Here is a 23,834-nt window from a genome sequence, read left to right as displayed (position 1 = left end):
ATAACAAAGTTATAAATAAATTTCTGAAAGAAACAACTTATTTGCTGTCCGGTAAGATATTTTTTCGAGAGAAAGCCCTTTTTAGATAAAAAAGCTGCTGCTGCCGCTTTTTCAGGTAGTCTTATTCTTCAAAAAGTTTGTTGAATTCGTCGGCTGTCACCTCCTTGGTATCCAGTTCGACTTGTTCTTTCAACCAGCCTGCCAGTTTTTCTTCAACTGCACGGTCAATGATATTCTGCAGCGTCTGCTTGTTTTTCAAAATGTCTTTAGCATAGTTAGCCAATACGTCTTCCGGTACGGAAAGCATTCCATACTGGGCGAACTGGGCTTTAGCTACACGTTTAGCGAAGCCTTCGATATCAGCATCTTCAACTTTCAATCCGTTTTCCTTCACCAGATTTTCTTTGATCAGCTGATATTTCAAGTCTTCTATGATCCGAGGATATTCTTCGTCGATCTTTTCTTTCGTATTCTTTTCATTGGCAACCAGCAACCAACGCTTTAACAGGTCTTCGGCAAACGAAAGTTCACCGGCCTTCTGAACCAGCAGGTCACGGGCATCGACCAAGAACTTGAAGTCGCTCTGCGGAGTGAACTGCTCAGCCAAAGCTTCGCGGATCTTGTTCTTGAATTCTTCTTCGCTGGTAACAACGCCTTCACCGAAGACTTTGTCGAACAATTCCTGGTTCAGCTCTGCATTCTTATGACGAGTCACCTCCGTGATTTCAAAGCTAAAATCGCCTGTGATACCACTGACGGCTTCCTTATTCACTTTCAAGAAAGAAGCGATTTCTGCTTCTGCACCTTCGTAGGCCTTATTCGGATTGAATACGATCACAGAGTTCTTCTTTGCACCGATGAATTTAGCTTTTTCAGCTTCATCCTTTATGTACATCGGCATCAAAACAGCCTCTTCAACAACGATACCGCCTTCTTTCGGAGAACCGTTTTCCAGTTCGGCTACCGTACCTTTCACCAAGTCTTTTTCTTCTACATCCTCAACCTGGTCGTACGTTCCGAAATTAGCCTGGTAAGCCTCGACTTGTTTGCCGATCATTTCGTCGTCGATATTCACCTGGTAATAAGGAACCTTGTCATTTTTGGACAATTCGATCTTGATTTCCGGAGCCAGCGCTACATCAAAACAAAATTCGAAGTCTTCCTGAGTATCGAAGTTGATTTCTTTCTGTTCAGTTTCGTTAGGCAGCGGTTCGCCCAAAATGTTCAGTTTGTTTTCACGGATATAGTTGTACAGGTTTTCAGAAACCAATTTGTTGATTTCTTCGACCAACACATGCTTGCCATACATTTTCTTTACCATACCCATTGGGACCATCCCTTTACGGAAACCCGGCATCTCTGCTTTCTGACGGAAGCTGCGAAGGCTCTTTTCAACCTTGTCTGCATAGTCAGCTTTCACTATTTCCAATTTCACAATGCCTTTTGTAGCATCAATGTTTTTAAGCGAAACGTTCATTCTGAATGATTTATTTAATTAATAGTCTTGTTCGAATTTTAGGGTGCAAAATTAGACTTAATCTTTTAATCTCGCAAATTGTTTGCTTAAATTGTTATAACCGAGATGAATTTAGGAGCAATATTATTTTTTTCAGGATAAATTGTTGTTTATCTAAAATAAATGTATTCCTTTGCGATGTGAAAGGGCATTAACCTTGAACGGACCTAACATTGTTTTTTATTTCTTCATTTACTCGTTACTTGTCGAATATCTCTCACTGTTACGAAATTCCGGTTTACTACTTTCATTGAAGTAACAATTTTATTTTTTAATTTCTATTTTTATGAACATCTATGTTGGAAACCTGAACTATCGTGTTCGGGAAGATGATTTGAAACAAGTAATGGAAGAATACGGTACGGTTGAATCCGTAAAGATCATCAAAGACCGTGAAACAGGCAAATCAAAAGGTTTTGGTTTCGTTGAAATGCCGGACGATGAAGCTGCGAAAAAAGCAATCGCCGAGTTGAACGAAGCTGAATATGAAGGCCGCCAGATAGTAATAAAAGAGGCTCGTCCTAAATAATTACTTTTCCGGGAAAAAATAAGAAACTTCTGCTTATCTTTGAGCAGAAGTTTTTTTATGCTCAAAAATATGTTCTTAAAAGGTATATATGCCGGAAAACCGGCCATCTTCCAATTGACCGTCCTGCTTCTCCTGATTCTGGCAGGCGCAGTTTTCTCATCGCTGATTGCAATGGGATTCTTCTATATGATCTATGGTCTGCACGCCGATATTACGCAGTATTCGGACATGATGCGCCTGTTGCAACTTATTTCAGCCCTCGGCACATTCCTCTTTCCTGCATTGGCACTTGCGTGGCTGTGCAGCTACAATCCGAAAGAATATCTGTCGATCGGGAAAATGCCTAAAGGACACATATTGCTTCTCACATTTCTCAGTATATTTTTGATCACTCCTTCCATCAGCCTGACCGGAATACTGAATAAGCAGATGGAATTGCCATCTTTTATGGAACCCATAGAAAACTGGATGCGGTTACAAGAGGAAACGGCCGAACAACTGACTCTGAAATTGTTGGCCGGAAGAGGGATCATAACTTTGTTTTTTAACCTGATCGTTATCGCGGTAGCTGCCGGCATTACGGAAGAATTCCTTTTCAGGGGCGCTTTGCAACGGATAATCGGGAAATGGACGTACAATCATCATATCATCATCTGGAGTGCAGCCATCATTTTCAGTACCTTCCACATGCAGTTTTTCGGCTTCCTTCCACGTATGCTGTTAGGAGCTTATTTCGGATATTTACTTTATTGGACCCGGAACATCTGGATACCGGTATTTGCCCACTTCGTTAATAATGCAATTGCTGTCATCAGCATGTCGGATGCCAAATTAAAAGACAACGAATTCATTACCGGAGATATTTCCACACAGAATTTGTTGCCCTACACAATCGTGGCGATCGTTGCGTTATTTTTCTTTGTCCGTTGCTGTCGGAAATTGAAAATTATCAGATCGTCTAATCTTAATTCTTAAAAGTCTTTTTTGCGGAGAACAAAATCCTTACCCAGATATTTTTCACGCACAATTTCATTTTCGGCCAACTGCTCGGCAGTTCCCTGAAAAAGCACTTTTCCTTCGAACAGCAGATAGGCACGGTCACAGATACTCAAAGTCTCGTATACGTTATGATCTGTGATCAGAATCCCGATATTCTTATGTTTCAGCTTTGCGACAATGCTCTGGATATCTTGTACGGCAATCGGGTCTACCCCGGCAAACGGTTCGTCAAGCATGATAAATTTCGGATCGATAGCCAGACAGCGAGCGATCTCTGCACGCCGGCGTTCACCTCCGGACAACTGGTCGCCCAAATTCTTCCGCACTTTATTCAGACCAAATTCGGCAATCAGACTCTCCAATTTTTCTTTCTGGTATTCGGATGTTGTCTCTGTCATTTCCAATACGGAACGAATGTTATCCTCCACCGTCATTTTACGGAAAATAGACGCCTCCTGAGCTAAGTAGCCAATACCATTACGAGCGCGTTTATACACCGGAAACTTCGTGATCTCCATATCGTTCAAGAATATCTTTCCTTCATTGGGAGTCACCAACCCTACCGTCATATAGAAAGTAGTCGTTTTCCCAGCTCCATTAGGGCCGAGCAATCCCACGATCTCTCCCTGCTTCACATTGATCGAAACATGATTTACAACGGTACGTGTCTTATATTTTTTAACGAGGTCCTCCGTACGGAGCACCATTTGTTGTTCGTCTGCCATATCCAAAATCTTTGCCACAAAGAAACGGAATTAATTCCTTCTATACAAATCGTTCACTACGCTTTTATTGACTTACAGCCCAGTTTAGATTAAATACAAACCAGAAGTATCAAGCCTGAAATGAACAGTTGTTCCCAGAATTGCGTTATATTTGCAGACTGTAATTGAATAGAAACATAAAATAATGAATAAAGCATTACATCAAGTAGGTGAATATGTCATGTTGATGGGGAAATGCATCTCCGTACCCAACCGGTGGAGCATGTTCTTTAAGCAGTTGATAAAGGAAATATATAAATTAGGAGTCGATTCCCTTTGGATCGTTGTCATCATTTCCATTTTTATCGGTACGGTTATTGCCATCCAGATTTCACTGAATATCAGTTCGCCGCTCATTCCTAAATTTACGATAGGATATACAACGCGTGAAATTATCCTGCTGGAATTTTCTTCTTCCATCATGTCGTTGATTCTGGCGGGTAAAGTCGGCAGCAACATTGCCTCCGAGATCGGGACCATGCGTGTGACGGAGCAGATCGACGCGATGGAGATCATGGGAGTCAACTCCGCCAATTTCCTGATCCTGCCGAAGATGGTCGGTATGATGACTTTCATTCCGGTATTGGTTATCTTCAGTATGTTCACCGGTATTTTGGGAGGTATCGCAGCCAGCCATTCCACGGGCACAGGTATGACTCCCGCCTCTTTCGAATATGGTTTGCAGTTCTATTTCAATGAGTTCTACATCTGGTACTCCATCATTAAATCCGTCGTGTATGCGTTTATTATTTCATCCATAGCCGCCTATTTCGGTTATAATGTGAAAGGCGGTGCACTGGAAGTAGGCAAAGCCAGTACGAACGCAGTCGTTATGAGCAGTATCATGATTCTGCTGGCCGACGTGATCTTAACCAACTTAATGCTGACATAAAAAATGGTAGAAGTAAAACATATCACCAAGTCCTTTGAAGGACGCGTTGTCTTGAATGACATCAGCGCCGTCTTCGAAACGGGAAAAACAAACCTGATTATCGGGCGAAGCGGCTCCGGGAAAACGGTTCTTATCAAAAATATTATCGGGCTGATGCGTCCGGATTCGGGAGAGATTTTGTATGACGGCCGTGACTTGACATCGATGGATAAGCACGAATTGAACATGTTGCGCCGTGAAATGGGTATGCTGTTCCAAGGATCGGCCTTATTCGACAGCATGACGGTGTTGGAAAATGTCATGTTCCCGCTGGATATGTTCTCAAACGACACTTACAAAGACCGCCTGAAACGTGCCCAGTTCTGTCTGGATCGTGTGAACCTGTCGGAAGCCGGCCACCTCTATCCTTCTGAGATCAGTGGCGGTATGATGAAACGTGCCGCTATTGCCCGCGCCATCGCCCTGAACCCGAAATATCTGTTCTGTGACGAACCGAACTCCGGCCTGGACCCCAAGACTTCGCTGATTATCGACGACCTGATCCACGATATCACCGCCGAATACAAAATGACGACTATCATCAACACACATGACATGAACTCCGTCATGAATATCGGTGAAAACATTATCTTCATCAAAGAAGGCGTAAAAGAATGGCAGGGGAACAGCAAAGAGGTTATTACTTCCAAGAACAAAGCATTGAACGATTTTATCTTCGCTTCAGACTTGTTCCGCAAGGTTAAAGAAGTCGAGGAAGAAGAGTTAAAAGAAGAAGAACTGAAAGCAAAGTAAAAAATTATCCGATGCCCATCGGATAAAAAAACAATGGGCATCGGATCGGAAAGAGATAGGCATCGGATTAATATCCGAACAATTCTTCCTGTGTCAGTTTCTGAATCGGACCATATTGTGACAAACCTTTCAGATCGAGATCCTTTTCATCGCCTAATACACAATAGATATAGGTACGCCCTTTCACCCATTTTTCCTGGAATGCCTTGATTTCAGGCAATGTCATTGTCTGCGCCTTCTCGAACAGTTCTTTACGACTGTCCGTGTTCAGACCTAAATCCTGGGCATTCAGATAAGACCAAAGAACATCCGATTTGGTAATACGCTCCGTACGCAAACGGGTAATGAGAGCATCTTTAGCCAAGTTGAACGCTTTTTCTGATTCCGGCATATTATTGATAATTTCATCGAAAGCTTTCATCGCATCAATCATCTTATCATTCTGAGTCGCAATGAACGTACGGTAGACATACGGATATTTCAGTTTGGACGGAGTAATAAGGAAAGCTCCTGCAGAATAAGCCAGCCCACGCGATTCACGCATTTCCTGAAATACGATCGCGTTCATGCCGCCACCGAAGTATTCGTTATACATATTCAATGTAGGTTGGATAGCCGGATCGAACTTTTCACCTCGGTTAGAGACAGCAGAGAAATAAATCTGTTTAGCATCATACTGTGCAAGCAGAACTCTATTTTCAGGAGTTTCCTGCTGGCTAAACTCAATTGCTGCCGGAACCGGTTGCAACTGTTCAGGGACATTATGATATTGTTTGATGATGTCCAGAACGGCCTGTGGTTTTTCCGGACCATAATACAAAATCTTATGATCGAATGAGTTGATCTTATGAATGCGATCGACCAGTTCCTGCGGGTCCATCTGCTGCAACTCGGCAGTTGTCAGCACATTTGTAGCAGGAGACTTCGGCCCCCAGATAGCATACTGGATCAGTTTGTTGAAATTCTGTCCCTGGTTCAATTTAGCATCAGTCCTTTTTTTCAAGATATCACCTGCAAGGTTTCCATAAGCCTCCTTATTAACCTGTGCATCGGCCAAGATCTCTTCAAACAGAGCCATTGCCTTCGGCATGTTCTCTTTCAAACCTTCCAGCATCACATATGTGCGGTCTGAACCAGGGAATACATTGAAATAACAAGCCAGTTTGTAAAATTCTTCATTGATTTCCTTCAGACTCATTTTAGATGTGCCCAAATACTTCATATATTCGAAAGCGGTGCCCATTGCCTTATCATTATTCGTACCCATATCGAATACATACATCAGAGAGAAGAGATCATTGGAAGTATTCTCCTTATACAATACCGGAATATTGGATTGGGCGGTCAGTTTTTGCAAATCCTTACTATAATCCAAGAATACCGGTTCGATCGGAGCCACTTTTGAAGCCTGTATTTCTTTCAAGAACAGACTTGAACTATCGCGATTCATCACGATCGGAGTGATTTTAGGTTTGTCGATCTTCTTTTCGTTCGGGTCTTTACCTTGTCTTTTATAGATGAGCGCATAGTTGTCACCGAAATATTTGTTGGCAAAATCGACGATCTGCTGCTTTGTCACTTTGCTCATGCGATCTAACGAAGCGACTTCATCTTTCCAATCGACACCGTCGATGAAAGAAGAGACAAACATATCGGCACGACCGTCGTTACGATCCATCCGGTACATTTGCATCAGTTTATAGTTATTGATAGCAGCTTCCAGCAAGCCTTCGTCAAACTCACCTTTCTTTAGCTTATCAATTTCAGCCAGGAATAGGTCTTTTACTTCATCCAAAGTCTGTCCCTGTTTCGGACGACCACTAATAACAAATGCATTATAATCGGACATTCCGTATGTTCCGGCATAACAACTTAGTACTTTCTGTTGCTGAACCAAATCGATATCCAACAAACCTGCTTTACCGTTATTAATAATTTCGCCTGTCAGATTCAGCAAATCCTGGTCAGGAGAAGCAGCTCCCGGGAAACGCCAACCCAAAGTCACATTTTCAGCATCGACACCCAACACTTCTTTTATAACCGGTGCTTTAATCGGAGACTCATGCGTTACTGGCAACTTCGGCAGATTGGGGTTCGGTTTCAAATGGCCAAAATATTTATTGATCGTCTCGATCATCTGGTCCGGATCAAAATCACCGGACAGACAGATTGCCATATTATTAGGGACATACCAAGTTTTATGGTAGTTTTTGATATTCGTGATAGACGGGTTCTTCAGGTTTTCCTGTGTTCCGAGAACAGTCTGCGTCCCGTATGGATGATCGGGGAAAAGAGCGGTCAGAACAGCTTCATACACTTTACGGCCATCACTGGTAAGAGACATGTTCTTTTCTTCGTACACAGTCTCAAGCTCCGTATGAAAGCCACGGATTACATTGTTTTCAAAACGGTCCGCCTGTATCTTGGCCCAGTTGTCAATCTGGTTGGAAGGAATATCTTCCACGTAGACCGTTTGGTCAAAGCCGGTATACGCATTTGTTCCAGTTGCACCAATAGCAGACATCAGTTTATCATATTCGTTCGGAATTGCCAATTTCGAAGCCTCATAAGAAACACTGTCGATCTGATGATAAATAGCCTGGCGTTCTGCCTCATCAGTAGTCTTACGATACACCTCAAAAAGCTGTTCGATCTGATCGAGCATCGGTTTTTCCTGTTCGTAATTCTGCGTGCCGAACCGCTGAGTTCCTTTAAACATCAAGTGTTCAAAATAGTGTGCCAGACCGGTCGTTTCGGCAGGATCGTTTTTACCTCCCACGCGAACGGCAATATACGTTTGAATACGTGGGGTCTCTTTATTCACAGTCATATACACTTTCAGGCCGTTATCCAAAGTATAGATACGGGCTTTCAGAGGATCGTTCGGGACCGACTCGTATTTAAACGGGGAAGTCTCTGCACATGCAGTTGCCAAAAGGAGAAGAAAGGCTAACTGAAGAAACTGAATCGTTTTACGCATAAATTTTAGATTTAGATAATTACATGCGTCAAATATATGCAATTTAAAATAAAAATAGCTCTTATCCGAAAAAAAACAGAACAAGAGCCGATTTTTTCGGATAGGAGCTAATATATGCTCGTACAAAGATTATATTTACATTAAAGGCCGAACGCTTCTTTTACTTTATCGACATAATCCAGTTTTTCCCAGGTAAACAGTTCCACTTCGCAAACGGTCGGTTCCGGATTATAACGAGAAGTAAATGTTTTTGTCACAACCTGCGGTTTACGTCCCATATGACCGTAAGATGCAGTTTCCAGATAGATCGGGTTACGCAATTTCAAACGTTCCTCGATTGCTTTCGGGCGCATGTCAAACAGATTCCAGATCTTTTCTGCAATCTCTCCGTCTGTCATTTTCACGTTAGCACGGCCGAATGTATTCACGAAGATATTCATTGGCTTAGCCACACCGATCGCATACGAAACCTGTACTAGCATTTCATCAGCCACGCCAGCGGCAACCAAATTCTTTGCAATATGACGAGCAGCATAAGCAGCAGAACGGTCTACTTTCGAGGGGTCTTTTCCAGAAAATGCTCCACCACCATGAGCTCCCTTGCCACCGTATGTATCAACAATAATCTTACGACCTGTCAAACCGGTATCTCCATGAGGACCACCGATCACGAACTTTCCAGTCGGATTCACATGATAGATAATATCATCATTGAACAAAGCCTGAACATGAGCCGGATACTGAGCCTTTACGCGCGGGATCAGTATACTCTTGACATCTTCTGCGATCTTTTTCTGCATAGCCAAGTCCGCTTCTTCCTGTGTGATACCTTTTGCAGTGATAAATTCATCATGTTGTGTAGAAACAACAATCGTATCGATGCGTAGCGGTTTTCCGTTATCATCATATTCAATCGTCACCTGACTCTTTGCATCCGGACGGAGGTAAGGCATCAGGTCGTTTTCATTCTTACGTATCTCGGCAAGCTCCCACAACAGGCTGTGTGAAAGATCCAATGCCAGAGGCATATAGTTTTCTGTTTCGTTAGTGGCATAACCAAACATCATACCCTGGTCGCCCGCTCCTTGATTATAAGGATCTTCGCGCTCGACACCACGGTTAATGTCGCCACTCTGTTCATGGATAGAAGAGAACACGCCACATGATTTCGCTTCAAACTGGTATTCGCTTTTCGTATAACCAATTTTTTCGATCACGTTACGGGCTACATCCTGTACATCCACGTAAGCACTTGATTTTACTTCTCCAGCCAAGACAACCTGTCCAGTTGTAACAAGGGTTTCGCAAGCAACTTTAGAGTTCTTGTCATAAGCCAGGAACTCATCCAGCAAAGCATCCGATATCTGATCGGCTACTTTATCGGGGTGCCCTTCAGACACCGATTCGGAGGTGAATAAATAACTCATTGTTTTTTGAATTGACAATCGACAATTGACAATTGACAAGTAATGGAGCGATCCAATAAAGCCAACAGACAATTTACAATTGACGGTTAATAAATCAAATGAATGGATTGACGAGGGGAAATTTGCTTTGCCGGACGGCAGTTAAAAAGGGCTTGTTTTTAGCATTTTTTCCTGTGGTTGCAAGCAATACAAATCTATCCACATCAATTCGCATGCAAAAGTACGAAACAATTGATAATTGACAATTGATAATTGACAATTATTTTTTCTTTTTAGTGTTACGCAGTGCTTTTTTATACTTGAACTCAGCTCTCATCTTGGCAGCACCCGATTTATGCGTACCACGCAAGAAGTCCGAAAACTTAATCTTTTTCTCTCCGGCATTTTCGTCTTTTCCCTTTTTCTTAAAGACCATGCCACCACCGGTCAATATCTTTTCAAAATCATTCATAATCGTTCTTTCAAATCTATTATACGTTCTTTCAACACAGGATGCACGACAAACGGAGCTATTTCGGCCAAAGGTTCCATCACGAACTTCCGTTCATGCATAAGAGGATGCGGCAAGGTAAGCTCCGGTATCTGCAAAACCTCGTCCTCATACAGAAGGATATCGATATCGATAATACGGTCATGATAGACTCCGCTGCTTTTTTCCGCGCGCCCCAATTCTTTTTCGATCCGCTGGGTTATCCGCAATAATTCCAACGGAGAAAAAGAAGTCTTCAATTTAACAGCCGCATTCAAGAAAAAGTTCTCCGACTCGAACCCCCACGGTTCCGTTTCATAGAAACCGGAAAGGGCGAGAATATCTCCCACCCTTTCAGCCAGCAATGCTGCAGCTGTTATCATGTTCCGTCGCTTATTCCCTATATTGGTTCCCAAGCCCAGGTATGCAATCGCCATAAGTACCCGTTTTTACAGGATCAACATGGCATCGCCATAAGCACCGAAACTATATTTTTCTTTCAACGCCACGTCATAAGCATCCATAATCAGATCATATCCCCCGAAAGAAGCTGTCATCATCAACAAAGTTGACAACGGCATATGGAAGTTTGTGATCATGCTGGACGCCACACTAAAGTCATACGGCGGGAAAATGAACTTATTGGTCCACCCTTCAAACTCTTTCAGGTGGCCATCCGTACTGACAGCCGTTTCGATAGCACGCATCACGGACGTACCGACCGCACAAATCTGTCGGCCGTTATCCTTTGCCGTATTCACGATGTTCACGACATCTCCGTTCACGACCATCTGCTCAGAATCCATCTTATGCTTGGTCAGATCTTCCACATCGATTTCGCGGAAGTTGCCCAGACCGGAATGCAATGTCAGGAAAGCGAACTGGCAATCCTTGATCTCCAGACGCTTCATCAGCTCACGGCTGAAATGAAGACCTGCAGCGGGAGCCACAACTGCACCTTCTTCCGTCGCAAAAATATTCTGATAACGATCTTCGTCATCCGGTTCTACAGGACGGTCGATATATTTAGGCAGCGGAGTTTCCCCCAATGCGTACAATGCCTTTTTAAATTCATCATGGTTCCCGTCATAAAGGAAACGCAAGGTACGGCCGCGTGATGTCGTATTGTCGATCACTTCAGCCACCATCGAATCATCTTCACCAAAATACAATTTATTACCGATACGGATTTTACGGGCAGGATCGACCAATACATCCCAAAGACGGAGATCTTCGTTCAGTTCACGCAACAGAAAAACTTCGATACGAGCCCCGGTCTTTTCCTTATTTCCGTATAAACGGGCAGGAAAAACCTTCGTGTTATTGAAGATGAATACATCTTTTTCTCCAAAATAGCCAAGCAAGTCTTTAAACACTTTATGCTCGATCTCTCCGGTCTTGCGATTGACAACCATCAATCTGGACTCGTCCCTGTTCTTTGCCGGATGGAGAGCGATCAGCTCCTGCGGTAAGTTAAATTTGAATTTCGACAGCTTCATAATATAATTTCTATTTTTATTTTATTCTTATCATTATCAATCCTCACAATCCTTTCCGATTATGATATTTTCATCTAAAAAGGCATCGATATCATCGGGAGACATACATTTGGCCAGTGTGATGTCTCCGATACGAGTCCGTTCGAGAGCTATCAGATGAGCACCCGACTGAAGGGCAACACCGATATCACGTGCCAAAGCGCGAATATAAGTGCCCTTGCTGCAAACCACCCGTATCTTTATTACCGGCAGATCACACTCCAACAGTTCCATTTCATCGATCACAAGCGTCTTGGACTTCAATTCCACTTCTTCACCCTTGCGAGCCAACTCATACGCCCGCTTACCATCCACCTTGCAAGCCGAAAACACAGGTGGAATCTGCTGAATCGTTCCCACGAACGACTGTAGTACCTTCTCTACTTCCTCACGGGTAATATGTTCTGTCGGATATACTCCGTCTATCTCTTTTTCCAAATCAAAAGAAGGCGTCGTTTCCCCCAACTTCAAGGTAGCGACATACTCCTTTGTCTGATACTGAAATTCATCGATCCTCTTAGTGGCCTTGCCCGTACAGACAATCATTACCCCTGTCGCCAGCGGATCCAAAGTTCCGGCGTGTCCCACTTTTATCTTTTTCACCTTCAGCTTCCGCGATAATTTATACCGGAACTTGTTCACCAGATCAAATGAAGTCCACTTTAAGGGCTTATTGAAATATAATACTTCTCCTGCTATAAAATCCATTCTTATTTAAGTAACGTACAGGCAATCGTAACCAAACCTGCAATTGCACAATAGATGGCGAAATAAATCAGTTTTCCCTTCTTTACGATATTAATCATCCATTTACAGGCGATACATCCCGATACGAATGCAGCAATAAAACCGACCACCAATGACAATGCCGGAATATCACCTGCTACCGCTTCGCCTTTTACCGCTTTCATGACATCCAACAACGCTTCACCCAAAATCGGAGGAATAACCATCAAGAATGAGAACTGGGCCAGTTTTGCCTTATTGTTTCCCAATAACAAACCAGTCGCAATCGTTGTTCCTGAACGGGAAAGCCCCGGCATCACGGCACACGCCTGAGCCAAACCGATGATAAAGGCATCTTTCATCGAGATACTTTCTTTCTGGCGGGGTTTGGCATAATAAGAAAATGCAAGTAACGCAGCCGTCAGCAACAACATACAACCGACAATCAGCAATCCCGACCCGAAAATATCTTCCACCGTATCCTTGAAGAATACGCCTACAATACCAATAGGAATCATAGAAATCAGGATATTGATCACATAACGAGTTTCTGCATTCATCTTGAACTTAAACAAACCACGGAATATCCATTCGATCTCTTTCCACAAAATCACCAGCGTACTAAACACGGTCGCCACATGGACAACAATCGTAAATGCCAGATTTTCTTCTCCTTGAATACCGAACAGAGCAGAGCCGATAGCCAAATGTCCGCTACTGCTGACCGGCAGGTATTCCGTTAATCCCTGAACAATCCCCAGCACTAAAGCCTCAAACCAACTCATTCCGCTACTTCCTTATTTTTGCTGTTTTTTAAAATTCCGAAAATCATCAATACGAAGCCGATCACTGTCACAGCCGGAGCCACAACAATACGGCGGGAACTGAAAATCTCAGGATTAAAACCTGTCGGATCCTGCGAACCGCCACCACTCATCAACATAAAACCAATCGCGATAACAGCAACAGCAACAGCGATCAAAATAAAATTTTCTTTTCCAAAAGCAAAATCTCTCTTAGCCATACATTTATATATAATATAGTTTATCAACACCCATTCGTAAATACTTGTTCACCGCAAAGACAGTAGCCGTAACCGAAAGCAGGATCCCCATTATCAATACACCGGCATAAACAATTATCAATACTTTAATATCCAGCAACTGGACGAAGCCAGATAATTCGTTTTGTAAATAATACAACGCTCCCGTCAACATTAATATTGCGAAAATGGACGCAAAAATACCACTGACCACATTGTACCGCACAAACGGCCTTCTGATAAAACCAGGTGTAGCCCCCACCAACTTCATCGTATGGATCAGAAAACGTTTGGAATAAATCAGCAAACGGATCGTGTTACTGATCAGCACAAACGAGATTGCCATCAACATTACGGCAAGTGTAAGCAAGATCAGGCTGACACGTTTCACATTGTCGTTCACCATCTGCATCATGTCTTTCCGGTAAAGCAGATCTGAAACGGAAGTATATTTTTTTATTTTCTTTTCGATCAATTGCAAGCTGTCGACATTAGCATATTCCGAATGCAATTTCACTTCAATGGAAGCCTGTAGCGGATTAAAGCCCAAGAACGTTTCGGGATTTTCCCCCAACTCCTCCTCAAGTTCCTTGACAGCCTGTTCTTTCGATATATATTCGGTCGATTTGATATAAGGCAAGGCATCCAGCGTCTTCTGCATCTTCTTTATATCCGCCTCTTTCTGATTATCTTTCAGCACGATCGAAAATGAAATGTTCTCCTTCACATATACGGAAAGTTTGTTTCCCAACAACCCTATCAGAAAAACGAGCCCCAGCAGAAACAGTACCAATGAGATACTTATAATGGAAGTCAGACGAGAATTAAAGAAAGAAACAGAACTAACCTTTTTACCTTCAGCCATTAGACGTAACCTTATTGTTATTAAATAAAGCGAGGAGATGCGTTCAGAGAACACACCTCCCAATTTTTCTGCAAAAGAACGAATAATTTATGAGATAGTGATTACTTTACAATTCTTTAACTACAAGTCACCGAGCATAGATGGATAAAAAGTAGCATGCTTATCTTAAACAAACGAAGAGACTGTATCCATACACATAGTGTATTTCGACACAGCCTCTTGTTTTTTTAACTGCCTTCGACCTTCACAGGCTACTGGCAGAAGAACTTTATTTCAATACTTTAGTATTAATAATACGATCGCTTGTTCACCTGTCGCAGGATAATTGCCGTTATTTGTAGAGATGCACCGCCGTGCATCTCTACGGCGCACGATCTTATTTAGAATTATTTGATTATAATTGTAATGTTATTATTCTGAGATTACTTTACAATTGCTTTTACAGCGTCTTCACCTTCAATAGCAACTACAACTACACCAGCAGGAGCAGCGATAGTAGCATTATCAGAAGTAACCACTGTATTAGCGACTGTCTGGCCTAAGATGTTAGTGATAACCACTTTCTTGCCGGCAGCACCTGCAACTGTGATCTGGCCGTTACCGGCGATGACTGTTACAGAAGATACTTCTACGTCTTCGTTTGCAGTAGCATCACCACCGTTTACACCTTCAGTCAAACCAAAGATAGCAGCCTGGTTCAATACTTCACTCCAACTCATCTTATCATAGTACTCCGAACCAGCAAGGTTGTCACCTGTATTGTGGTCGCCCTTATCTGTATCGTCAGAAATCTGAGCCAAAACAGGAACACCATTCTGTAATTTCACCCATGCACCTTCGAATGAACCGATACCAGAAAGATGTTCAATCGTACCATCTTCTTCATTTTTCATTCCATAATCGAAAGATTCCAGCAAGAAACCGTCATTTTCCGTATCGCCGACATATCTCAAAGAGAATGCAGCATTGTTGTGTTCGCCATTCAGATCGACAATGTCATAAACAACGCCCAAACTGTCTTTTGACAGATAAGGAGGAAGAACGTACGATGTACCATCCACATCCTTAACAGAGATAGAAGCCAGCGTGTAAGGAGCTTTCAGCACATAAAGAGAATCACCGCGATGAACAGCCTCTACAAATGCCAGTCTTACATAGCCGTCAGACATAAACTTGTCTGTAGCAGAAACTTTATCGATAGAAGTACGAACAGAATCGTTCAAGTTAACCAAGAAACGACCGCTTACATAACCCGGATAAGAAACAGCATGGTCACATCCCGGATTGATACCGTGTTTTTCTGTAATGCAATATGTGTAAGCAGGTACGCTATCTGCTGCTGTTACAAACAAATACTGCGGCATGCGTGCATTGGATTTTGCAACTTTGTCGACATAGAAAGAATAGCTCTTGTCTGCACCTGTGTTCAAGTTTTCATGAGACAGATAGTTCAGGCCCGGAGTTTCATCTTCATACAAATAACCGCCTGTGCGATCCACACCTAATTTCAAGCCTTTTTCTTTGTTGTTTACCAAATTGCTATAAGCTGCTCCGATTACGTCGTCACCTTCCAGATTTGCATACAAAGGACGAGGATCTCCTGCCAATTTGAATACATCAGATGATGTGCTGCACAAGTTGTCAACCTTCGTCAAGAAAGTAGATGCTTCTACTACCAACTTTCCAGCTGTGGTATTGACATTTTTCAAAGATCCGGTTTCTACCCCTACTGCATTTACCAAAGAGTAATAATGATCTTCACCTACGTGATTATTGTTCTTCAGATAGAACAAAGCCCAAGTCAAACCATCCTTACCAGCCTGGATATCTTTTTCGTCAGCAACTACGTAGCGGTGCATATGATCCAAGGCTACATAAGTATGATCGTTGTCTATTTTGTTTGTATCTTTTACCTTAACAGCGTAAACAGCTCTCTTCAAAGTGTCAATGCCAGCCAAGCCCGGTTGAGTAGTCTTTTGTGCCGGAGTATAACCATAATCCGTAGCTTCACCGATCAAGTGCAATTCGAACATAGTCGGATCTTCTTTCAACAAACCTAAGTTCTTGCTATCTGCACTAATACCCAGATACCATGCTGCTTCGCCGTTTACCAACTGCTGCAATGCATAGACGTTTTCTTTTAATACATCATCTGAAATCACTTCATAACCAAAAGTAGTCTTCGGATCTACGGCAGTGAAAGTCAACGTATCGTGACATGCGAATTTCTCTCCCCAGTAATGGATATCTGTACCTTCATTCCACATTCCGTCAGAATACTTATGATTGATGAAATAGTACTTATCCTGCCCATTGGCATCCTTACCGGCAGAATACAACTGACCTACGAAACCTTCGATACCATACTCACGGTTAGTAATCTTGACTAAAGCAGCTTCGTTCGTATTCACATCGTTATCATACACATCACAATTCAGTTCTTCAACAACCCACTGAGTGGCAGGCATATGAGTAAAGTCCTGATTAGCATCTTTAACATCATAAACCAAATGGCCAGCCATATCAGCTACGATATAAGAACCGTTATGACGTTTTTCCGTATAAGTAGGATCATCCTGAACAGTTGTAGACAACTGAATGAAATACAGACCGGATTTGACAGTCGTGCGTACCAATGGAGTGCGGAAGTTGTCAAAGCTTATCTTCACGCCCATGTTTGCCAAGTACTCAACAGTGCCTTTATCACCTACATGATTAACACAATAATTAGTCACATAAGCAGGATTTCCGGCAACTGAACTTTTCGAACAAGCAAATTCTTCCTTGCACAAAGTCTTATATTTAGCCTGGGCAGCTGCAATGTTAGAAGGAACTGAAACTGTCAGGATTTCGCTTGCATCAGAAGTGCTCGTTCCATTGTTGATGGCACCTAAAGCAACCGGAACACCAGCAGCCTTGTTAAACAAGACATTTCCCCAAGAGCCATTATTATAAGCGATACCGGCATTAACCGTATTGAAGTAATCTACCATCTTTACAGCATCACCATCTTTACGCACCAAGTCACTCTGCAAATAGTCGATCTCTTCACTTTCTTTTACAGAAGCATTCAACGGTTCGATCACCAAACTGTCGTTTGTAGGATAATAAGTGAATTTGAAATGATAACGAGCTTGATGAGCATCCAAATTACCGATGACATCCGGCAAGATTGTTGGATCGGCATTCACCAATGCGGTCGGATTTGTTTTACTATTCAACTTCTGATAATCAGCATCCTTCAACAGCAAACCGCCATACACACCTGGAGCAGTCGGTTTTTCAAAACGATCAGGAGACACCATCAGGTATTTACCTGTCTTTACGTTTTGAAGAAGGATGTCGTAACCGGAATAAACTTCATTAGTATTTTCCTTCCACTCATCACGGTCCAACAAACTATAAGGGCTTGCCACAGCCTTGTAAGTTTCGGTCAGCGGATTTTTATCTAATGTCTTGCTGAACTTGAAATTGACTTTCGTTCCTCCTAACGTAATATTCTCAGAGGTGTTACTGTTAGCGATATCAGTAAAATTCTTATAAGAACCGTCAGCATCGATCATCGAATTGATTTCAGCCGCATTCAAAACCTTTGCACCGGCAATGATCGGACGAACAGCAAGCAGTCCCTTAATACTTTTTGCTTCGTCTTCAGCCTTTACCGCACTCTCCTTTACCAAAACGACTTCGTTGTTCTGATTCAAAACCATAGCCATCACAGAGTCTTTGCCATGGAAAAAAGAGAAGACAGTTTTCTGTGCGAAGTTACTCGTTTGAGCCTTGTGAGTATACCATCTCCAATTATCCGTACAACCGTTCAGGATAGTAGCCTCTACTTTTTTAACAACAGTTGTTGCATCTGAACTTCCATTTAGATCCAAAGCGTTGAATTCATCGAAAGTCAGCTTATAGCCAGTTTCCATGTTTTCATAAGCAAACAGGTCGCGAGAGTTCACGTTATCTCTAACCGTTGTGATCTTCCATAAAGAATGAGTCAATGCTGCTTTTTCGATTTCTTTTACGGTCAAAGTCAAATTTCCGGTAGTGTAATCACGTTCCATTGTCAGCACTGTCATGTTTGCCCCAGTGCCGTCTACGTGATTAGCTTGTTCGTCTTCTTTATCTCCTTCTTCAGAGACAACAAGCTGGTACCACTTTGTTTCATCAATAGAGTTTACCCCATTACAATGGTAGGAAGAAACTGCACTCTTCACAAGATCCGTACGATACGGCACTTCTCCGTTCGCAGTGTGATGAATCATGGCTCCTACAGGAAGCGTACCGGCTAAAAACAAGCCGGCTACAAGAGTAGAAAACTTTTTGTTCATAATCATTTGAATTAATATTAATAATACATATACTAAAAGTTCGATCAGCATCACGTACGTCCCTGTGTTTTCGTCTTTTAACTAAACTTCTGTATTTTGACGAGAGAAAACGTACGTTTTTTTTAGTCATTTTTGAGGGGCTTTCTGGAGGGTTTGTGTTGGAAAGTCGGTTTTTCGTACTTGTTAAGTTATCTGATTGATAAGAAAGAATATAGAAAAGGGAAAATAATTGGAAGAAAGGATTGCAGGTTTAAAAAGTAGTTGTATTTTTGTGCAGTGAAAATGGCGAACAAAAACGTACGTTTTCATTAGTCATTTTGAAAAACACCTCTATATCACTATTATTCAACAACATACGAGTACAAAATCAAGTATTTATTATATATGTACGCATGTACATTAGTTAAATTGATAACAGATAGGTTATCAGACAGATACTACTCTTTAGCACACTTAAGGATTCCACTGAAAAAAGAGAGAAAAACAAGGTATTTTTGCAGAATAGCGACTTATGTGTTATTTTTTCTTTCAGTCAACAACTATTATTAAAGATTACATCTCAATAGTGTTGATTTATTTCTTGGCAAATTTGAAACATGAAAGAAGATCTATCGGTGAGCAAACGGACAAGCCTGTGGAAAGGTTCAAATATTCTTACAATTATCCTATTATTCCATAAACTTACTATTGATTACGAAAACAACTGTCATACTATCATGCTTTGCTTTTAATATCATGAATATCAATACTTACACGAAATGATAGTAGACATGACGGATGGTTTTTCAACTATCATACCATCATGGATACAATAGCTTTTTTACACGTAGCATATAGCTTATTTTCAACAATATAGTTATATTTTTTTGTCGAGACCTGGGTGTCCGACACCGGCAGATCCGGGTCTCAAGACTGCTCAGATGGAGGTGTAAATGGCCCTGATATGGGTATTTTGAGGAAAATATCTAACGTCTTTCTTACAAAAAAGTAATGTGTTCCGGAAAAAAAGGCTTATGCTTTCCGCAAAACATTCCGTTTTTAACGCTTTTGGAGTATGTCTATTTCGAGTAAAACAGCCGAAATGATAGTTAAATAGCTGATTTATGATAGTTGCATGATAGTTGAAAAGGGAACTATCATATCTATACAATATGATATTCAATGTTCACACAAGAAACATGATGGTATGATGGAGAATTTGTAAATAATGGGAGTCCGTAGGGGCGGGGTTACTCCGCCCATTAGGAATCAACATCACCATAATTAAATGGCAATAGGCAGAACAGAATCCAGCCCCTACAGAAAAATCCCCACTCTTATTCGACCGGGTCTCCAAACAGAGTTGCGGAAGAGGCGCGGTTTATGCGTACTTTTATAAATTGTCCTACGCGATAATTCTTCTTGTCAAAAATCACAACCTTATTCTGGCTGGTACGGCCGAACAACTGTTCGCGCGAACGTTTGGAGAAACCTTCGATCAGAACCTCGAACACTTTGCCGATATCACGCTTGTTACTTTCTTCCGAAAGCTGGTTCTGCAAGTCGATCATGCCTTGCAAACGGCGGACTTTCTCTTCTTCACTGACCGTATCGGGAAGATGCTGGGCCGCATAGGTTCCCGGACGCTCGGAATATTTGAAAAGAAAAGCACTATCGTAGCCTACTTCACGCATCAGGGAAAGCGTTTCTTGATAATCCTCCTCCGTTTCGGAATGAAAACCGCAAAACAGATCGGTCGAGATAGCACAGTCCGGCAGGATACGACGGATAGCGGCAATACGATCCAGATACCATTCGCGCGTATATTTACGGTTCATCACTTTCAAGATACGGGAACTTCCCGATTGTGCAGGAAGATGGATCATCTTACATATATTGTCATGCTCGGCGATCACGTGCAGGGTTTCATCGCTCATATCCTTCGGATGAGAAGTGGTAAAGCGGACACGCATTTCAGGCACTTCCTCGGCGACACGCTTCAGCAAGGCGGGAAACGAAATTTTCTCCCCCTCTTTCTCAAAAAGATAAGAGTTGACATTCTGCCCCAGTAAGGTCACTTCCTTAAAACCTTTATCGCGCATATCGCGTATTTCGTTCAGGATACTTTCGATGTCCCGGCTACGCTCCCTTCCGCGGGTATACGGCACGATGCAATAGGTACAGAAATTATTACATCCGCGCATGATGGAGACAAAGCCCGAAATATGCACGCCTCCCAATTTCAATGGGATCACATCTTTGTAGGTTTCCTGCGTGGAAAGTTCTACATTGATCGCCTTTTCGCCGTGCTCGACCGCCCCCACCAGGTTCGGCAGGTCCATATAGGAATCCGGGCCGACTACCAAATCGGCATGATGCACTTCGATCAGCTCCTCCTTCACTCGCTCCGCCATACATCCGAGCACGCCGATCACTAAAGATTTTTTCTTTCTTTTTAAAGACTGGAAATACTGAAGCCGTCCGTAGATTTTCTGTTCGGCATTATCGCGAACCGAACACGTATTGACGAAAATAGCATCAGCGTCTTCAATCTTGTCAGTCACTGCATACCCATCCATTTTCATGATGGAAGCGACTACTTCGCTGTCTGCCACATTCATCTGACACCCGTAGGTTTCGATGAACAACTTCTTTTCTTCCGTTACGGCTGCGGATTTTAAGTCCACGCCATTCTCTTGATTCGTCATCTTATTTACTAATTACTGTTAAATATAAATGTTTTTGAAAAATAATTCACTAAACACTTGCACAGTCAAAATACCACGCTTATATTTGTAATCGAAAAACGTAAATTTTTTCATAGTTAAGGTTTTGGTTAAATCGAATAAGGGTGGCTGTGAAGTTACCCTTATTTACTTTTATACCTATTATATGTATCCTTTCTTTCACTTCTAAATAATATTTCCTACATTTGGAGTGCAAAAATAATCAAAGTTTATGGATAACGCAGGTGATTGGCTATATATTGTGTTCCTGATAATTGCAGGGATCAGCAGTTTGTTCGGTTCCAAGAACAAGAAAAAACGTCCGAAACAGATATTGGGGCAACCGGACAGGGAAATCGTCACAAACGAAGATAATGTTCCCGACAAAGGCTTTTGGGAGATTCTGGAAGAAATGCAAAATCCGAAACCGGTAAAGCAACCTGTACCCACTCCTAAAAGAAAAAAGAAACAACAACAAGTTGCAGCTCCCTCACCATTTCTTGCCGCCGAAAAAGTGACAGACAAACAATCTCCTGCCGGCAATCGCCTTGTCGTTCCCTCAACCGAAGAGGAAATCCCACTTACGGATATCGAGTTCGACAATGCCGCCGAACTGAGAAAAGCTGTTATTTACACTGAAATACTTAATCGCAAGTATTAATCTATAGTCTTTTTTAATACCTTTGCGCCGCACTGTTAACTGAATAAAGTATTACTAAATTAATAATATCATGGCTTTAAAATTTATTACAGCTGAAGAAGCAGCTTCATTCGTACATCACGACGACAATGTAGGCTTTAGCGGATTTACTCCTGCAGGATGTCCTAAAGTTGTGCCGGGCGCCATTGCAAAAAAAGCAATTGCCGAACATGAAAAAGGAAACCCGTTTCAGATCGGTATGTTTACCGGCGCTTCGACAGGCGACAAGCTGGACGGCGAACTGGCTCGTGCCAATGCAATCAAATTCCGTACTCCGTATCAGTCCAACAAGGACCTGCGTGCCCTGCTGAATTCCCACGGTGCACAGTATTTCGACATGCACTTGTCTGAACTGGCACAAAGCCTGCGTTATGGCTTCTTAGGCAAGATCGACGTAGCCATCGTCGAAGCAGCCGATGTGACGGAAGACGGCGAAATCGTTCCGACAAGCGGTGTCGGTATCCTGCCGACAATCTGCCGCATGGCCGATCGTATCATCATCGAGTTGAACTGCCGCCACCCGAAAGAAATCCGCGGGATGCATGATATCTATGAACCGGCTGATCCTCCTTACCGCCGCGAAATCCCCATCTACACTCCGTCCGACCGTATCGGTAGCGACTGTGTGAAAGTCGATCCGGCTAAGATCGTCGGTGTTGTCAAGACCGACGAACCGAACGAAGGCGGCAAGTTCTCTCCGCTGGATGACGTGACAATGGCTATCGGCCAGAATGTTGCCAACTTCCTAGTTGGCGAAATCAAAGCCGGCCGTCTGCCGAAAGAATTCGTTCCGCTACAGAGTGGCGTAGGCAATGTTGCCAATGCCGTTTTGGGTTGCATGGGCGAAAACAAGGATATTCCGGCATTCAACGTTTATACGGAAGTTATCCAGGATGCCGTTATTGCTTTGATGAAAGAGGGACGCGTCAAGTTTGCCAGCGGTTGTTCACTGTCTGTCAGCAACGAAGTGATCCGCGACATCTACGCGAACTTGGATTTCTTCAAAGATAAGATTCTGCTTCGCCCGCAGGAAATCTCCAACAATCCGGAAGTAGCCCGCCGTCTCGGCCTGGTGGCCATCAATACGGCTTTGGAAGCCGATATATTCGGTAACATCAACTCCACTCACGTATCCGGTACAAGAATGATGAACGGTATCGGCGGTTCCGGCGACTTCACCCGTTCGGCCATGTTGTCCATCTTCACGACTCCGTCTACGGCGAAGGAAGGCAAGATCAGCGCATTCGTACCGATGGTTTCCCACCTGGATCACAGCGAACACTCCGTCAAAGTCATCATCACGGAATATGGCGTTGCCGACTTGCGCGGCAAATCTCCGATCCAGCGTGCACGTTGCATCATCGACAACTGCGTCCATCCCGACTACAAACCGTTACTGGAAGAATACCTGGCAATGGGTATCAAGGGACACACGCCACAGAACCTGAAATGTTGCTTCGCTTTCCACGAAGAACTGGCAGCCAGCGGCGACATGCACAATGTTGACTGGAGTAAATACAACAAATAATCGTTGTATCATATATACAGAAAAGGGCTGTGTC

General features: G+C 42.7%; 19 protein-coding genes. 6 read left to right on the top strand and 13 right to left on the bottom strand.

Features of this window, described 5'->3' with window-relative positions:
* Positions 1-121: 121 nt before the first annotated feature.
* Entirely contained in the window at positions 122-1,477 is a 1,356-nt protein-coding gene (gene tig, locus KTG12_RS03330; protein ID WP_005634690.1) for a trigger factor, read from the bottom strand.
* A 325-nt stretch (positions 1,478-1,802) separates the two neighbouring features.
* Here tig and KTG12_RS03325 point away from each other — a divergent pair, with 325 nt between their 5' ends.
* Both KTG12_RS03325 and KTG12_RS03320 read left to right on the top strand, forming a co-directional pair.
* Entirely contained in the window at positions 1,803-2,045 is a 243-nt protein-coding gene (locus KTG12_RS03325) for an RNA-binding protein (protein ID WP_005634688.1), read from the top strand.
* Positions 2,046-2,114: 69 nt separating this feature from the next.
* Positions 2,115-3,020: a CPBP family intramembrane glutamic endopeptidase gene (locus KTG12_RS03320; protein ID WP_039849740.1), complete on the top strand. Its 906-nt coding sequence runs from the start codon at positions 2,115-2,117 to the stop codon at positions 3,018-3,020.
* Here KTG12_RS03320 and lptB read toward each other — a convergent pair.
* Complete coding sequence (lptB, locus tag KTG12_RS03315) at positions 3,017-3,769, bottom strand: LPS export ABC transporter ATP-binding protein (protein ID WP_036724763.1); 753 nt, start codon at positions 3,767-3,769, stop codon at positions 3,017-3,019. The two genes, KTG12_RS03320 and lptB, sit on opposite strands and share 4 nt — an antisense overlap.
* A 184-nt stretch (positions 3,770-3,953) precedes the next feature.
* On the opposite strand from lptB, the gene KTG12_RS03310 reads away from it, so the two are divergent.
* Positions 3,954-4,700 (top strand): ABC transporter permease, encoded by a 747-nt coding sequence (locus tag KTG12_RS03310; RefSeq protein WP_005634684.1) that lies wholly within the window; start codon positions 3,954-3,956, stop codon positions 4,698-4,700.
* A gap of 3 nt (positions 4,701-4,703) precedes the next feature.
* A complete protein-coding gene (locus KTG12_RS03305; protein ID WP_005634683.1) occupies positions 4,704-5,492 on the top strand; it encodes an ABC transporter ATP-binding protein in 789 nt (262 codons plus the stop codon).
* A 67-nt stretch (positions 5,493-5,559) separates the two neighbouring features.
* Here the strand turns inward: KTG12_RS03305 and KTG12_RS03300 are convergent, their stop codons facing one another.
* The 11 genes from KTG12_RS03300 to miaB all read right to left on the bottom strand — a co-directional run bounded on the left by KTG12_RS03300 (position 5,560) and on the right by miaB (position 21,554).
* Positions 5,560-8,472 carry a pitrilysin family protein gene (locus tag KTG12_RS03300; protein ID WP_138272726.1) on the bottom strand — a complete coding sequence of 971 codons (2,913 nt, stop codon included), beginning with the start codon at positions 8,470-8,472 and terminating at the stop codon, positions 5,560-5,562.
* Between the two features lie 140 nt (positions 8,473-8,612).
* Entirely contained in the window at positions 8,613-9,899 is a 1,287-nt protein-coding gene (gene metK, locus KTG12_RS03295) for a methionine adenosyltransferase (protein WP_055285019.1), read from the bottom strand.
* Positions 9,900-10,158: 259 nt separating this feature from the next.
* Positions 10,159-10,350: a hypothetical protein gene (locus KTG12_RS03290; RefSeq protein WP_005634679.1), complete on the bottom strand. Its 192-nt coding sequence runs from the start codon at positions 10,348-10,350 to the stop codon at positions 10,159-10,161.
* On the bottom strand, positions 10,347-10,805 hold the full coding sequence (gene folK / locus KTG12_RS03285) for a 2-amino-4-hydroxy-6-hydroxymethyldihydropteridine diphosphokinase (RefSeq protein ID WP_005634678.1): 459 nt from the start codon (positions 10,803-10,805) through the stop codon (positions 10,347-10,349). Before folK ends, KTG12_RS03290 begins: the two co-directional genes overlap by 4 nt.
* A gap of 12 nt (positions 10,806-10,817) precedes the next feature.
* Positions 10,818-11,867, bottom strand: coding sequence for a tRNA preQ1(34) S-adenosylmethionine ribosyltransferase-isomerase QueA (gene queA, locus KTG12_RS03280; RefSeq protein WP_138272727.1), 1,050 nt, complete (start codon positions 11,865-11,867; stop codon positions 10,818-10,820).
* Positions 11,868-11,903: 36 nt separating this feature from the next.
* Entirely contained in the window at positions 11,904-12,614 is a 711-nt protein-coding gene (truB, locus tag KTG12_RS03275) for a tRNA pseudouridine(55) synthase TruB (protein ID WP_138272728.1), read from the bottom strand.
* A gap of 2 nt (positions 12,615-12,616) precedes the next feature.
* On the bottom strand, positions 12,617-13,417 hold the full coding sequence (locus tag KTG12_RS03270; RefSeq protein WP_005634675.1) for an undecaprenyl-diphosphate phosphatase: 801 nt from the start codon (positions 13,415-13,417) through the stop codon (positions 12,617-12,619).
* On the bottom strand, positions 13,414-13,656 hold the full coding sequence (locus tag KTG12_RS03265) for a DUF3098 domain-containing protein (RefSeq protein WP_005634674.1): 243 nt from the start codon (positions 13,654-13,656) through the stop codon (positions 13,414-13,416). The genes KTG12_RS03270 and KTG12_RS03265 overlap by 4 nt, the downstream gene beginning before the upstream one ends.
* 4 nt (positions 13,657-13,660) lie before the next feature.
* Positions 13,661-14,539: an ABC transporter permease gene (locus KTG12_RS03260; RefSeq protein ID WP_005651356.1), complete on the bottom strand. Its 879-nt coding sequence runs from the start codon at positions 14,537-14,539 to the stop codon at positions 13,661-13,663.
* A gap of 422 nt (positions 14,540-14,961) precedes the next feature.
* The gene (locus tag KTG12_RS03255) at positions 14,962-18,867 is read right to left on the bottom strand and encodes a DUF6383 domain-containing protein (protein WP_138272729.1); all 3,906 of its coding nucleotides are present in this window, start codon (positions 18,865-18,867) and stop codon (positions 14,962-14,964) included.
* A 1,316-nt stretch (positions 18,868-20,183) separates the two neighbouring features.
* Positions 20,184-21,554 (bottom strand): tRNA (N6-isopentenyl adenosine(37)-C2)-methylthiotransferase MiaB, encoded by a 1,371-nt coding sequence (gene miaB / locus KTG12_RS03250; RefSeq protein ID WP_005634662.1) that lies wholly within the window; start codon positions 21,552-21,554, stop codon positions 20,184-20,186.
* Positions 21,555-21,804: 250 nt separating this feature from the next.
* On the opposite strand from miaB, the gene KTG12_RS03245 reads away from it, so the two are divergent.
* The gene (locus tag KTG12_RS03245; RefSeq protein WP_005651361.1) at positions 21,805-22,233 is read left to right on the top strand and encodes a hypothetical protein; all 429 of its coding nucleotides are present in this window, start codon (positions 21,805-21,807) and stop codon (positions 22,231-22,233) included.
* Between the two features lie 70 nt (positions 22,234-22,303).
* Positions 22,304-23,800, top strand: coding sequence for an acetyl-CoA hydrolase/transferase family protein (locus tag KTG12_RS03240; RefSeq protein WP_005634657.1), 1,497 nt, complete (start codon positions 22,304-22,306; stop codon positions 23,798-23,800).
* Positions 23,801-23,834 lie beyond the last annotated feature (34 nt).

This window comes from Parabacteroides sp. MSK.9.14, from assembly GCF_019041495.1.
GTDB lineage: Bacteria > Bacteroidota > Bacteroidia > Bacteroidales > Tannerellaceae > Parabacteroides > Parabacteroides merdae.
Note: the sequence above shows the minus strand (reverse complement) of the source record. Positions and strands in the feature narration are given on the sequence as shown.